General features: G+C 32.2%; 11 protein-coding genes. 4 read left to right on the top strand and 7 right to left on the bottom strand.

What is annotated here, in order from left to right:
- Positions 1-163: 163 nt before the first annotated feature.
- From AC0KSB_RS07740 to AC0KSB_RS07725, 4 genes are read left to right on the top strand one after another with little or no spacing between them, the layout of a single operon-like run.
- Entirely contained in the window at positions 164-3,985 is a 3,822-nt protein-coding gene (locus AC0KSB_RS07740) for an iron-containing alcohol dehydrogenase (RefSeq protein WP_472307966.1), read from the top strand.
- Positions 3,986-3,998: 13 nt separating this feature from the next.
- Positions 3,999-4,751, top strand: a complete 753-nt coding sequence (locus AC0KSB_RS07735) for a 3-deoxy-manno-octulosonate cytidylyltransferase (protein WP_472307964.1) — start codon at positions 3,999-4,001, stop codon at positions 4,749-4,751.
- Positions 4,741-6,342, top strand: a complete 1,602-nt coding sequence (locus tag AC0KSB_RS07730) for an aldolase catalytic domain-containing protein (protein WP_472307962.1) — start codon at positions 4,741-4,743, stop codon at positions 6,340-6,342. Before AC0KSB_RS07735 ends, AC0KSB_RS07730 begins: the two co-directional genes overlap by 11 nt.
- Entirely contained in the window at positions 6,335-6,985 is a 651-nt protein-coding gene (locus AC0KSB_RS07725; protein WP_472307960.1) for an HAD hydrolase-like protein, read from the top strand. The genes AC0KSB_RS07730 and AC0KSB_RS07725 overlap by 8 nt, the downstream gene beginning before the upstream one ends.
- 39 nt (positions 6,986-7,024) lie before the next feature.
- Here AC0KSB_RS07725 and AC0KSB_RS07720 read toward each other — a convergent pair whose 3' ends face one another.
- The 7 genes from AC0KSB_RS07720 to AC0KSB_RS07690 all read right to left on the bottom strand — a co-directional run.
- Positions 7,025-7,846: a LicD family protein gene (locus AC0KSB_RS07720; protein WP_472307958.1), complete on the bottom strand. Its 822-nt coding sequence runs from the start codon at positions 7,844-7,846 to the stop codon at positions 7,025-7,027.
- A gap of 3 nt (positions 7,847-7,849) precedes the next feature.
- Entirely contained in the window at positions 7,850-10,417 is a 2,568-nt protein-coding gene (locus tag AC0KSB_RS07715) for an iron-containing alcohol dehydrogenase (RefSeq protein WP_472307956.1), read from the bottom strand.
- Entirely contained in the window at positions 10,417-11,196 is a 780-nt protein-coding gene (locus AC0KSB_RS07710) for an ABC transporter permease (protein ID WP_472307954.1), read from the bottom strand. The genes AC0KSB_RS07715 and AC0KSB_RS07710 overlap by 1 nt, the downstream gene beginning before the upstream one ends.
- 17 nt (positions 11,197-11,213) lie before the next feature.
- A complete protein-coding gene (gene aepX / locus AC0KSB_RS07705; RefSeq protein ID WP_472307952.1) occupies positions 11,214-12,509 on the bottom strand; it encodes a phosphoenolpyruvate mutase in 1,296 nt (431 codons plus the stop codon).
- Positions 12,509-13,648, bottom strand: coding sequence for a phosphonopyruvate decarboxylase (gene aepY, locus AC0KSB_RS07700; RefSeq protein ID WP_472307950.1), 1,140 nt, complete (start codon positions 13,646-13,648; stop codon positions 12,509-12,511). Before aepY ends, aepX begins: the two co-directional genes overlap by 1 nt.
- Positions 13,649-13,667: 19 nt before the next feature.
- Positions 13,668-14,489 (bottom strand): LicD family protein, encoded by an 822-nt coding sequence (locus AC0KSB_RS07695; protein WP_472307948.1) that lies wholly within the window; start codon positions 14,487-14,489, stop codon positions 13,668-13,670.
- A 162-nt stretch (positions 14,490-14,651) separates the two neighbouring features.
- On the bottom strand, positions 14,652-14,917 hold a 266-nt coding region (locus AC0KSB_RS07690; RefSeq protein ID WP_472307316.1), incomplete at its 5' end, for a transposase.

The following is a 14,917-nucleotide window of genomic DNA, read 5'->3' as shown; positions in this document are numbered from 1 at the left end:
GCATTCAGTGTAATAATATTATAAATTGTTATGTTACAAAAGCTTTGATATAATCACAAATAAGATTATAATATACAGAGCAAATTGACTTATTTGTTGTTATTGTCAATTTTTATTGGTGTAATAAGTGTCTTGAAAAAATAAATAGTTTTAGGGGAAAACAATGATAGCAATTATTATTAGAAGTGATCTTGAGGAAGTTGGCAAAACATTGTCTTTTCATTTAGAAAATGGGGAAACTGCTTTAAATAGGCAAATTAGTATTTTAAATAATTGTGGAATAAAAGATTTTGTAATTATAGACAAAAAGGAATGTGATTTTGAAATAAAAGATTCGCTTCTTGCAAATAATATCATCTTTATGAAAACAATTGAAGAAATATATGATCAGGTTAATATTGAAGATGATGTAATATTGCTAAAAGAAAATATTGTTTTTTCACAGGATTTGATAAAATCAATGCTGCAAAAAAAAATGCTGTGCTATACTCTTATAAGTAAAGACACTAGTATAGTAGGTGAAAACTTTGCTCAAGTAGATATGAAATCCATAGTTGATATTGGTAAGGATAAAGGATTAGCTTGTTATCCACATTTTCCGATATATATATTTAGAAAAGAAAAATTTGAATCTTTGATAAGCAAAATAAAAGATATGAATATGCCTTTTATTGATGCCTTAAGTAAAGTAGCAATAGATTTAAAGTTACAGTATCATGATTGTTCAGATCAGCCATATATAGCAATAGTTGATTTGCATAATTTGGAGGTTGTTAGTCAACAAATTCGTTTTTGGGATATTACTAAACAAGAAGTTTTTAAAGGAGAAGCGTGTATAGTAGAACTGGAAAAATTTTCTAAGAAAAATCTTATGAAAAAACCATTTATAATATATGATGATCTTTCGTCTTTTTCCTCTATCAGTGATTATTTAGATTATTTAAAGATAGACTATGTATCTTCAGAAATTTCTTCAGAAATTCTATATGATGATTTTATTGAATATACAAAATTATTTAACGATGAAAATTGTGATAGCATAATATCAATAGGCAGTGGAAGTGCTACTAACGTGGCTAAGACTGTAAAAGCGTTCACAAATTTATCTATAAATAGTGATTATTTTGTGCCCCAAATTGATCCTAATGATATATTGCATATAGTTATACCAAATTTTTATCAGACTGGTGATGAATCTACTAGCTTCATAAATCTATTTAGGGATGACAAATTGTATTTTATAAAACATGAAAGTTTATTGCCCCAGGTGGTTTTTTTAGATCAAGTGTTTATTACAAGACCGGCTTTAATTAGTAAAACAAAAAGGATAAAGTTGGAACAAGTGAAGGAGCACATTGATGAAGATGATAATGTACAAAATGAAATCCTATCAATTAGTTTTACTCGTTTAAAGCAACTTTTGTCTAATGAAATGATTGAGGAAAAAATACCACAAAACAGATCAGAAGTATTACACTTATTAGGTAAAATAGTTAATGTTTTAAGTGACGATATTTCTTTAACGATGGGAAGTGCAATGTCACAGGTTTTGGGAGTTTCTTTTATTGCTGCGACAAGTTTGTTTTTATTACCGTTAAGAAGTAGTGAGGGTAATATAGAAAAATTCAAAAAGACATTGATAGGATTAAAAGACAAAGCAGATATTTCAAAAATAATTACTTCGATATATTTGTATATTGAAAATCTTAAAACGTCGGAAATGAGTGATGAAAGAATTGCCGAAATGTCTATTAAGGCTAGTGCTGAAACAGAATTTTTAACTTATCAAGAGTCGTTAGATTTATTTGATCATATATTAAAATATAAAATATTTAATTCAAATTATAGTTCTAAGAAAAAACAAAAACAAAATAAATTGAAAGTCTTTATAAAAACAATATTTGTAATTGTAAAAAAAACATTGAAACGTATATTAAAGATTCTCCCTCCGGTATACAAGGTTTTTGCTTTTTTTATTAGAAGATGCTATTTTGGTTACTATCATTTTAGATTTGGTGTGAATTACAGATCAGTTGTTTTTGAGTCTTTTGCAGGTTTAGGGTACAGGTGTAACCCCAAAGCAATATATGAAGGCATGTTAGATGATGGAGCATATAATGATTTTAAATTTATTTGGGCTGTGAAAAATACAAATAAATTTAAATATTTAAAACAGAACCCAAATACCAAAGTTATTAAGCGTGGATCAAAAGCCTATATAAAAGCTTGTGCCACATCAAAATATTGGATAACAAATTATTCTTTACCCAAATATTTGAAGCCAACTAGAGAGCATGTGTATGTACAAACTTGGCATGGTAAACCGCTAAAAAGGATAGGGTGCGATTTCTTTGGAGAGTTTTTAGGAAGAAGAACTAGAAAAACAATCATAAAAGATTATTCAAGAAATGGCAAGCGGTTTTCCTTTTTAATATCACCGGCACCTATTTTCAGTGAAAAAATGGCATCAGCTTATAATTTGAGTAATAATGATAAAAAGGAAAAAATAATAGAAACGGGGTATCCTCGTAATGATTTTTTATTTGAGTTTTCGCAAATTGATGTGTTGAAAATAAAAATAAAATTAAGAGTTCCTCTTAATAAAAAAATCTTACTATACGCTCCAACATGGAGACAAGAGAATTACAATGATGATAATAATGAATTTGTTTTTACCCCAAAACTTGATTTTGCTAATTTAATTGCTAATTTAGGGGAAGAGTATTTAGTATTGTTTCGGGCACATGACCATGAGGCTAAATCAGTTGATTTTTTGCAATTTAGGAATTCGATTATTGATGTAACACATATTGAAGATATTAATGAACTATATATAATTAGCGATCTTTTAATAACAGATTATTCTGGGGCTATTTTTGATTATGCAAATTTATGTCGTCCAATAATTTTATATATGTATGATAGACTTAAATACGAAAAAAGTCCTGGTTTTTATTTTGATGTCGATTTGTTTCCTATGAAAACAGTTTATGAACAGGAATGTCTTGTACCAGCTGTAAGAAATTTGCTAGAAGAAATTAAATTTGATGACAAATATAAACAGTTTAATTTGATTTATAATCAGTTGGATAGTGCAAATTGTACTATGGATACTTTAGATAAAATAATAGATGTCTTTGCACATCCTACTAAAAGTGCAAATAGATTAGTAAGAATTAGAAAAATTAAAAAGACTATTATTGTAAAAGTAGGTGGTTTTTTTAGAAAAACAGGTGTTTGGAGATCAAAAAATAGTAAAAAATTGGCTGCGTATAAAAATATTCACAAAGGAAAGCGGTGCTTTCTTATCGGTAATGGTCCTAGTTTAACTATATCAGATCTTAATAAGTTACAAAATGAAATTTGTATTGCTTGTAACATGATTTATAAAGTGTATAATGATACGAAATGGCGTCCTACTTATTACTGTTTATCAGATACTGTTTTTGCAAAAAATTCAGAAGATATAGTAGCTAATGTAGATGTAGATTGGTTTCTATCCAGAACAGTTTATGATTCTATGCCTATTATTCCTAAAAAAAGTGTTTATGTTAATAACTTAAGACTGGAACCCAAAAAAGTGAATATCAATTTACTTGACTATTTTTGCCCTTCCTTTGCTACTGTAATGAGTTTTATGATTGAATTAGCGATGTTTATGGGTTTTTCAGAAATCTATCTGTTAGGTGTCGATTGTACAAATGCTCATTCAGGAAAAGGACATTTTGTCGATAATTATCGTGATAAAGTATTTGACATTAAAGAACTCCGTAGAGCAAGACGGGTTGTTGATGGTAAACCTATGAGCATTGAAGAATTTGGTGAATGGATGGTAGAACGCTCTCAGAATGTTTATTGCTTATTAAGAAAATATGCTGATGAGCATGGTTATAGTATCTATAATGCTACAAGAGGGGGAGAATTGCGTGCTTTTGAACGTGCTGATCTTGATATGGTATTGAAAAAAGAAAAAATAAATAGTTGAATAGGAGAAAAATATGAAAATAATTGGAGTAATTCCTGCACGTTACGCATCAAGCAGATTTCCTGGTAAACCATTAGCTGACATTTGTGGAAAACCAATGTTATGGTGGGTTTATCAAAAATTGGAGCTTGTGGAAGATTTTGATTATATTTGTGTAGCAACAGATGATAAAAAAATATATGATATGTGCGAAAAATTAAAAATGAACGTGATAATGACAAGTTCAGAGCACAAAAATCCTACAGAAAGAGTTCATGAAGTATCTTTAAAGATAAAAGGAGAATTATTTTTGTTTATAGGTGCCGATGAGCCATTGATAGAGGTTAAGGCAATAAAAGATGTTATTAGAGTTTCACAAAATACAGTAGATTTTTTCGTTGCTAATGCGATGACTACTATTAGAAGCGCACCTGAAGTGATTGACTTTACAAATATAAAAATGATTGCTAACTCTAGAGGAGATGGCTTGTATACATCAAGAAGCCCTATTCCTTACCCCAGAGGAGATCTGAATTTTGAATATAAAAAATTTGTTGGCATTTGTGCTTTTACGAAAGAGGCATTACAATTTTTCGTAGATACTCCTCAGAGTTTGCTTGAAAAAACGGAAGAATGTGATCTTATTAGGTTTATCGAACACGGAAAAAAGATTAAATTTGTTGATGTCAGCTGCCGCACTCTTTCTGTAGATACTCCAAAAGATTTGGAGATTGTACGAGAAATAATAAAAAGCAAAATAGAAGGAGAAAATCAATATGAAAATTAAATTACTTGATTGTACATTGAGAGATGGTGGTTATGTAAATGGCTGGAATTTTGGTCGTAGTACAGCAATTTGTATTTTTGAAAGACTTGTTAGTGCAAATATTGATATTATAGAGGTTGGTTTCCTTGATGAAAGAGTAGATTTTGATATTAACCGTACAATTGCACCAAATACTGAATGTTTTAATAAAATATTTAGCGGAGTCAGTAAAAAAAATGCTTTGATTTTTGCAATGATTGACTATGGAACTTGCGGTATAAATAGTATAACCGAATCTAAAAATTGTTTTTTGGATGGTATAAGAATTATATTTAAAAAGAATAATGTTGATGGTGCTCTCGAGTTAGCTAAACAAATTAAGAGTAAAGGATATCTGGTTAGTTTGCAGCTTGTTTCAATGACTTCTTATAGTGATAGAGATGTGCTTGATTTTGTTGAAAAAGTTAATGTTATAAGTCCTTATGCAGTATCAATAGTCGATACTTATGGTCTTATGCATAAAGAAGAAATGATTCGCTATTTTGATTTGCTTAATCATAATTTATCTAGGAATATTATTATAGGGTATCATTCTCATAATAATTTTCAGTTGGCTTATTCTAATACGATCGAATTGCTGAAGCAAAAAACAGCTAGAAAAATTTCTGTTGATGGAACAATATATGGTATGGGTAAAAGTGCAGGCAATGCCCCTCTTGAATTATTAGCAATGCATCTTAACGAATATTACGAAGGGAAATACAATATAAATCAAATATTAGAAGCTCTTGATGAGAGCATAATGCGTATATATAAAGAAAATTATTGGGGATATTCATTTAAATACTATCTTGCTGCTTTAAATGACTGTCATCCTGACTATATAACATACCTGCTTAATAAAAAAACGCTTTCTGTTAAGTCAGTTAATGATATTATAATTAAAATAAAATCAGACAAAAAACTTTCTTTTGATGAATCTTATATTGAACGCCTGTACATGCATTATCAGGAGCACTATATCAATGATTCCTTAGTAAGAGATAAACTCAGAGAAGTTTTTTCCAAAAGTAAAATACTTGTTCTCGCACCAGGTAAGTCATTAAAAACACACTATGATTTAATAGGTAAGTATATTAAAGAAAATAATCCTATAGTAGTGTCAGTGAATAGTATACCTGATAACTATGATATCAATTATATATTTATTAGCAATAGCAAAAGATATAGTAATTTGTTTGAGCATATTAGTAACGAAGACATGAATAAAAAAATTATTGCAACATCAAACATAACTAGTGCAAAAGATCCTTTCGGCTATGTTCTTGACTATAATAAGTTGATAGGTGAGAATGTTATTGCTGATAATTCTATGATGATGTTTCTGCAGTTTTTGGTACAAATAGGGATGTCAAAAGTAATTTTAGCAGGGTTTGACGGATTTTCATTAGATAATGATAATTATTATGATATGTCATTAAATTACCATGTAGACACTTCTTATCTTGAAAGCATAAATTCCGCTGTTATTAAAAAAGTATCGGAGTATTCTAAGAAAATGGATATAGTATTCCTGACACCATCAGCATACATGGAGAAAAAAAATGGTTAAGGCAGTTTTGTTTGATCTTGATGGAACACTTGTAGATACATCAGGTGGAATAATAAATAGTATAAATGAAACGTTGTGTGAATTTAATTTGCCAGAATTGACCGATGACTTAAAACGATCTTTTATTGGTCCACCAATTATAAAATCATTAAAAAGCACATATAATTTGTCTGATGAAAAAGCGACAGTTGTTTCAAATTATTTTAGAAAAATTTATAAAGATAAATATTTAATGGATGCGGTTTTGTATGAAGGTATACTTACAGTGTTAAAAAAAATAAAATCAAAAAATATTAAAATCGCAATTGCTACTTATAAACGTGAGGACTATGCAAAATTATTAATTAAAAACATTGGATTGCATGACTATTGTGATTTCATCAAAGGCGGAGACTACAATAATTTACTTACAAAAACAGATATATTAGGAACGTGTTTGAAAGAAATAAACATTAACCCTGATGAAGCTATTTTTATTGGTGACACGTATAGTGATTATGATGCTTCAAATGAATGTGGAACAAATTTCATTGCTATAAATTATGGCTTTGGAAAATTCAATGTATCCAATTTAGAAAGTGTTAATTTTGTTGCTTATGAACCACTTGATCTTTTAAAATATTTTGAAAAAATTTTAATTTGATATAATTTATTATGCGAAAAAGAGTAAATTTGATATAATTTACTCTTCTTCGCTATCCTTACCAAAATGATGCTTAATTACTCTCTTATGTTCAGCAGGAGGGGTCATATAGTCGCCGTATATTTTTGTCAATATCTCATGATATCCGTTAGGTACAGGCATTTTGGTATCTTCAAAATCAACCCAAAGTTGTTTTTCGAAATTTGATGCTAATTGAATTTGTTTATGTTGTTTTTGATAAGTAGAGAAAAGCGCAATATACTTGCCTGTGTCCTGACTACAGGAATCAAGTGTCTTTATCATTCTTCTATGAATAAATTTAATCGTAAAAAATTTGGAGGCAAATGATGAAAGTCTTTTTTTCCAACTTTTGTAGCTTTTTAAATTCAGTTTTGAAAATAGTGCTGAACGCCAGAAACGAAAGTATTTACTTTTTATACTATCAATTTTAGTGTTTTTGATATAATCCATAGGAAATATATCTATCAGAGGTCCATTTTCAGAAGTTAAGTGAGCTATATGACCTTGGAAATAACCTGAAGTTTCATTCTTTCTTCGAACTTTTATAAAAGGAGACCAATAATTTGGCACCAGTGTACTGTGTTGGACAATGCATTTATCTTTTAAACCTTCAGGTGCAAGTTTAAGAAATTTATTATAGTCTTCTCGTTTCATCAAAATGTCTATATCGTCATCCCAAGGGATGAATCCTTGATGTCTGATTGCACCGAGTAGAGTTCCTTCGCCTAGAAAGAATGTGATATCATTTTCTTGGCAAAAATCAGAAACAATTTTTAAAATTTCCAACTCGATATTTTGTAATTCTTTTATTTCGCGCATCGCATTGTCTTTTTCCATCATCTCTTAGAGTCCTCTTCCTGCTAATATATTTTTATATATCTGTTCTATATCATTTTCGCCTAAAGGTACCATGCTATTACTTAATCTTGTAGGATTAACTGTACTACTTAATTGCCTGATATCATTGGGATCGATTTTTTCAGGAATAGATAGTTCAGCTTTTTGCAATAATGAATTATAATTTCTGATCGCTTCTTCAGTGTTTTCACTTCCAAATAATTGACATAGGTTTTCTCTTGTTATATCAAGAGATTTTTTCTTAATGCTTTTGTCTGAATTGGCCATAATAAATCTCCAGATATGCGGCAAGCATATAGCTACTGCATGTCCATGAGCTAAACCGTACATAGAGGTTATTTTATAACTGAAAGCATGAGCTGCTGCTGTTTGGGTAATATTTATTGCTTGTCCGGCTAGGTTAGCCGCCTCTAAAACTGTTTCTGCTGCTTTGGAATCTCCAGAAAAATATTTCTCAAAATTATCAAGAAGTAATCTGATTCCTTTTTGCGCTTTTTGACGGCTTGCCTTTGTTATGTTAATTGACCATAATGATTCAATACAATGGCTTAAAGCATCAAAATATGCTGCCTTCTTATGATAATCAGGAACACTAGCTATAAGGTCAGCATCAAGGATTACATAATCAGGCAGAATGCTATTATGCATTACGGATTGTTTTTCTTCTTTGTAGTAAATAACACTATATCTGGTTGACTCTGAACCGGTACCTGCAGTTGTTGGAACTGAAACGTGCTTGATACTATTCCATTTATATTCTTGCGACAGGTACATTTTATCTGAGTCAAGTGTAGAAAATAGTTTTATGCATTTGGCAGTATCTATGGCACTTCCTCCACCAACAGATATGATTAAATCACAATTTTCTTTGCGGAATAATTCCACACCCTTTATGATATCTTCATATTTAGGATTCGGCTTAAAGCCATTAAAGATAACAGGTTCTATGCCATTTTTAGATAATAAATCTTTGACCGGTAATCTATCCCAAGAAGTGCTGCCACATATAAGCATTGGTTTTTTGCTGTTTTCGCGCATGATTAATTGCGGTATCCAGCTTATACTTCCTCTTTCTTTATAAATAGGGATTTCTTTATTATCATAAGATTTAATACCTTCAGAAACTCTTTTTAGATCCTCTTCAGTATCAACCTCTTCCACATAATCGCTAGCATAAGAAAAAGCAGTTAACTTTACAGTTCTTAAAAGCTCATTTAATGCGTTTTCTGCATAGACCTTAACATTATCATTTTTAACATATTCTATTATTTTATTCATCCAGCGTTTGACTGTGATTTTATCTAATTTATAAAATGGTTGGAAAGCATAACAGTTTTCGTCAAAGATATCAATAGATATTTCACGGATCAAAGCGCCTTCAATTTTTGCTTTAAAATCCTTTTCTGGCATTTCCAGTTTTTTGTTGACGCAGCCAAGACTTGATGAATTGCTTTTTAGCAATTTTTTTACAAAGCCTTTATTGAAAACAAGGTCTCCATGTAATAGAAGAATATCGCCTTTAATTTGCTCTCTGGCTAGAAAGAGAGAGTAAATATAGTTAGTTTTATCGTAATCTGGATTGGCAACAAAGCTTATTTCTATATCATTAAATTTACCGGCTTCCTCGCGAAGCTGCTCTTCATATGGCCCTGTGGTAACAATGAATTTATTTATGCCGCATTCTTTAAGAATTCTTAATTGACGACCAAAAATTGTTTCTCCGTTATAGAGTTTAACCATACTTTTATGACAATTTTCAGTTAAGCTTCCCATTCGTTTGCCCAAACCTGAATTTAAAATAACTGCTTTCATATCATTTCTCCTGCTTGTTTGAACATGATTATCATAAGCTGCCAATACATCCTTGGTTTTCCCTGAAGCCAAAACCTTACCCTTATGTATCCATATTACCCTGTCACATATTTTCCTTATAGTTTCATTACTGTGAGAAACCATCAAAACGGTTCTATTTTTGTCAGATATTAAAGCCTGCATTTTTTCAAAGCTCTTTTTTTTGAATCTGGCATCGCCAACACTTAGAACCTCATCAATAAGCATTATATCTGTTTCCAATATAGCTGTGATTGCAAAGGCTAGTTTAGAATACATACCACTAGAATAAGTGCGAACAGGTTTATCAATAAAACTGCCTAGCTCTGAAAATTCAATGATTTCAGGAAGTCTTTTTCTGATTTCCTTTTCACTAAAACCAAGCAAAAGGCCTGATAGAATAATATTAACTCTGCCGGTTAACTCTTTTTGAAATCCTACACCTATTGCTAATAAAGAGACTTTGTTGCCAAAGGTGTTAATACTACCTGAATCTGGAGAAAATATGCCGGCAACTGCTCTTAAAAGAGTAGATTTACCACTGCCATTTTCTCCTATTATCCCGACAATCTCGCCTTTTTCCACACTAAAACTAACACCGCGAACTGCCTCATAGATATTATTTCTGCTTTTACCAAGTTCCCTTAAGCCTTTTTTTACAGAAACTGGTTCAATTGATCTGTAATTAATGCACAGATCCTTTATTTCAATTGCTTTTGGCATTATATTACCTTCCCATAACTGTTTTCAAAGCGATATATAAGTTTTATACCTATAAAGGATAAGAATAGGCCTATAATAATCCAGATTCCCAAGCTAAGCCAGTCTGGAGCTGTTTTGTATAAAATTGCATTTCTGCAGCCGGTCATAGCTAGAGCTACGGGGTTTATTTTCATGAGTAGAGTATTCCAGGGGGCAGGAACCATTGATGGCAAATCATAAAAGACACCTGACATGTAAAATACAAGTCTTAGTAAAACTGTTACGATATTGGACAGATCTTGAACAAAAACTCCAAGATGCATAAGTATGCTGCTAAAACCAAAGGTTACTACAATTAACATGACAAAATAGGGCAGACTATAAAAAATATATAATGAGTAGGGGGCTCCAAAGACAATCATTAATATAAAAGTCAAAGCAAAAGATATCGCCATTTTGTAACCGTTAACAAGCATATGTTTAATGAGTAAAATATATTTAGGAAAATATATTTTTGTTATCATCCCTCTGCCTTTACGTAAAAGCTGTACACTTGATCCAACATTCTTATTAAAAAAAGTCCAGATGGCAAGACCTATAAAAACGAATATTTGAAAATATTCAATAGATCTGTTAAAAACAACCAGAGCGATAAAAGTATATATCATCATAAAAAACAGAGGTTCCAGAACCCACCAAAGCCAGCTCAGATAAGAATCTGCAACTTCTGCTTTTAAGGTCGCCTTTGCTGACCTGATCATATAAGGAGTATACCTTTTTAAATCTTTTAAGAATTTCAATATTCTGTCTCCTATGATTAAGATTCTGGTATTAATCTTATAATCTCACCAATTGGCATACAAAATTCATCTGCTTCCAAACTTCTATCATGCATGAGAATCGTCTCGGCGGTTTTTTTGATAGCAGGGAAGGTACTTCTTATAAGGTGATTTGCATGAATAACAATATTGACTTTGCGTTCAGCCCATTCCTTGATCGTAATATTATTAAAAGTGGTGGGAACTACAACTAAAGGAGAATCTTGATCCCATTCTCTGAACTTTTCTATAAATTCAAAAATTTCATCAGGTTCTTTGCGACGTGAATGTATCATTATTCCGTCAGCCCCTGCATTTATAAAAGCTTTTGCTCTTGTTATGGCATCTTCCATTCCTTGTTCCAGAATAAGGCTCTCAATTCTAGCAATTATCATAAAATCTGGAGTTGTTAAAGCTTTTTTGCCTGCCGCTATTTTGGCAGAGAAATCCTCAATACTGGCTTGAGTTTGCTCTACTTCGGTTCCAAACAGTGAATTTCTTTTTATTCCCTGCTTATCTTCTATAATTACTGCTGATACTCCCATTCTTTCTAATGATTTAACAAAAAACGGGAAATGCTCAAGCAGCCCCCCTGTATCTCCATCAAGAATGATTGGCTTGGTTGTAACTTCCATGATTTCATCAATGGTTTTAAATCTGGAGGTGTTGTCAATCAGCTCTGTATCCGGCTTGCCTTTGGCAGTTGAGTCACAAAGACTAGATACCCACATACCATCAAATTGGACTATTTGGCCATCACGTTCAACTTTTGTTTCCTCTACAACCAATCCGGTTAAACCATTATGTGCCTCTAAAATACTAAGGCAAGGTTTCATTTTGAGTAATTGTTTTAATCTTCCTCTACGCATTTCGGGCATAGATAATATACATCGAGAATTGCTTTCCAGTAATTCGGCATTTTTCGATTCAGTGTATGGGAATTCTACGAGTTGTCCTCCATATGAATGCAGAGTTTTAAGAACCTTTTCTCTGATGGGTTTTTGAATTCCTGTTTTCCAATCATCTCCATGCACTACTATATTTGGTTTGTATTTCAACAAATTTTCTTCGTAATCAAGAGTTTCTTGTTTAACAACCTTTGAAACACCTTTAATACTTCCAATAATTTCACATCTTTCTTCAAAAGGAATGAGGGGAAACCGTTTGTATTTGGCAACCGCTTCGTCTGTCATGACACCTACGATCAGTTCTCCCATTTGTGCAGCTTTAGAAATAATTTTAATATGTCCATTATGTACAACATCTGTACTTATACTCATATATACTGTCTTCATCATGCATCTCCTTTGATATATTTCATAAATGAATCTCTATTTTCGATAGGTGTTGTTGTGGGTCTACCAAGATCTGAGCGAACAGAAAGATTGGTAAGCACTTCTACAAAAAAAGGTCCTTCCTCCTTCGACATACTGTTAATTATTTTTACTAAGGAGGTTTCGTCTTTTATTGATACTGCTTTTTTGTAACCACATGCTTTGGCAATACCGGTAAGGCTGACTTTCTGATTATTGGCTGCTGTTGGCATCCCACCAACTGATTCATGTGCTCCGTTATTAATAAGGATATGATATAGATTTTTACTTTCTGTGATACCAGTTACTGCTGCCCCTCCCATATGCATTAATAGTGAACCATCACCATCAAGGCAGAACACTCTTGTATCTTGCTTTGCCAGTGCTATTCCTTGAGCGATCATCAGGCTATGTCCCATTGAACCAACTGTGAGAAAATCTCTGGCATGACCTTCTCCTCGAGTTTCACGAATTTCGAATAATTCTCGGGATAATTTACCCGTAGTGCAGACAAATACACCATCATCGAGTTCTTTTGTCACAATATCGAGAACCCTTTCACGTGTCAAATCATTATTTTTTTTCGGCTTGCAATTTGTTTCATATGATAATGCTCCCTTTTTTACAACAATTGCATAGCTTTGTCCTTTTTCAAAATAATTCTGGCATTCAAACGATATTTTTTCCAAAGTCTCACTATTTGAATTTTTATCAAGTATGCTGTAAGGGATATTTAAACACTCCAACAAATTCAAAGTAATTTCTCCTTGGAATTTGTGCTGAGGTTCGTCACTAACGCCAGGCTCCCCGCGCCAGCCAACAAGGAACAGACATGGTATAGAATATACGCGATCACTAAGCAGCGAGCAGATAGGGTTAACAGTATTTCCCAGACCACTGTTTTGCATATATACAAGGGCAGGTTTGCCCGTGGCAAGATAATGTCCGGCGGCCAATCCAACCGCTCCGCCCTCATTTGCAGCTACTACATGCTTATTTGAACATGTGTCAAAGTGCTCACGCAGGTATTCGCATACAGGATTAAGCTGAGAATCAGGCACACCTGTATAAAATTCGATTCCTAATCTGTTTGTGAAATCAAAAAAACTATTTACTTCCATATTATTATCTCCCAGATTTTCATTCTATGATTTTTATATGGTGATTTGCTCTGCTTCCTTCTGGAGGAAGCTTCATGTAATCACCATATAACTGCTTTAAGATTTCATCTGGCTTATCAGGGATATTCCATTTCCTGCCTTCAAAGGAATGCTTATAGCCCGATCCAAAATAATCTTTAGGCATTATAGCATGTGATTTATAGGCACTCAATGGATTTATCCACATGTTGCATTTTTTGCAATCATATTTATGTAAAAAATTATCAAGTTTTTTCATAGCTTTGATCGAATTTAATTTCTGACCAATCCTAAAAATCTGGGCTAATTCTATAATTGCTTTTTCATGCCATGGACGATTTTTTTTCTTTAAATCGACAATTTCATCAAATTGCGAAAGTTGAACTACCATTCGTCTGAAGAGTAGCCTAAACATATAAACTTTTTCTCTCAAATAACCTTCAGGAACGCCATCAAGCGGGAAAATATCAATCCAGGCATTCCTGACCAAAGGTTTGTTGTGACCTTCTTCTAATAGTTTTATTTTGGAGGATTCAATTTGAATAAAATATCTCAAATGAGAGAATCTTCTTTCATAAGTAATTACTTTATAACAATCTGGTAATTCTTCATCTAGGTATTTTACTACTTTATCATAGTCTTGCCTTGGCATCAGCAGATCAATATCATCATCCCAAGGTATTATTGCCTGATGTCTGATTGCACCAAGCAAAGAACCCTCAGCAAGATAATATTTGAGCCCCTTTTGTTCACATATGCTTATTACTTCGTCTGCTATGCAAAGTATCTCTTTATGTAGTTTGTTTATATCTTTTTGATCCATTAATATTCTAACCTATCCTTTTGTCGGGTAAATTTATGCACAGAAAAATATAGCGTATTATAATATCTTACGTTTTTATTTATGTATATATTTTGTCTCTTGAAAATATGCTGAGTCAAGTCCAAAAAGTTGGTGTAAATTGTCTTCCGGTATCTGCATGAATCAGGTGACAACATGCAGGTATGCTGCTCGTTCTGCTAACGCTTCTTTTCTTGCTGTTTCTCTCTCATCAAAGTAGCGATCCATTATGAAATACTTTTTGCCGGTCAACCATTTTTCATGGTGCTCCATCAGAACTGCTCCCATCAGTCGGATAAGACTGTCATCATTGGGGAATATCCGTATAACGCGTTCCCTACGACGTAGCTCTTCGTTGAGTCGTTCTATGCTGTTACTGGTTCTCAGTCGTTTGCGATAGGCTTCCGGCA

It is taken from the genome of Ercella succinigenes (assembly GCF_900002895.1).
This window is presented reverse-complemented; position numbering and strand designations above follow the sequence as displayed.

Excerpts from the sequence above, each read along its gene's own strand:
- aepY (WP_472307950.1), bottom strand. The coding sequence starts at position 13,648 with ATGGAAGTAAATAGTTTTTTTGATTTCACAAACAGATTAGGAATCGAA.
- AC0KSB_RS07720 (WP_472307958.1), bottom strand. The coding sequence starts at position 7,846 with ATGATGGAAAAAGACAATGCGATGCGCGAAATAAAAGAATTACAAAAT.
- AC0KSB_RS07715 (WP_472307956.1), bottom strand. The coding sequence starts at position 10,417 with ATGCCAAAAGCAATTGAAATAAAGGATCTGTGCATTAATTACAGATCA.
- AC0KSB_RS07735 (WP_472307964.1), top strand. The coding sequence starts at position 3,999 with ATGAAAATAATTGGAGTAATTCCTGCACGTTACGCATCAAGCAGATTT.
- AC0KSB_RS07740 (WP_472307966.1), top strand. The coding sequence starts at position 164 with ATGATAGCAATTATTATTAGAAGTGATCTTGAGGAAGTTGGCAAAACA.
- AC0KSB_RS07695 (WP_472307948.1), bottom strand. The coding sequence starts at position 14,489 with ATGGATCAAAAAGATATAAACAAACTACATAAAGAGATACTTTGCATA.
- aepX (WP_472307952.1), bottom strand. The coding sequence starts at position 12,509 with ATGAAGACAGTATATATGAGTATAAGTACAGATGTTGTACATAATGGA.
- AC0KSB_RS07725 (WP_472307960.1), top strand. The coding sequence starts at position 6,335 with ATGGTTAAGGCAGTTTTGTTTGATCTTGATGGAACACTTGTAGATACA.
- AC0KSB_RS07730 (WP_472307962.1), top strand. The coding sequence starts at position 4,741 with ATGAAAATTAAATTACTTGATTGTACATTGAGAGATGGTGGTTATGTA.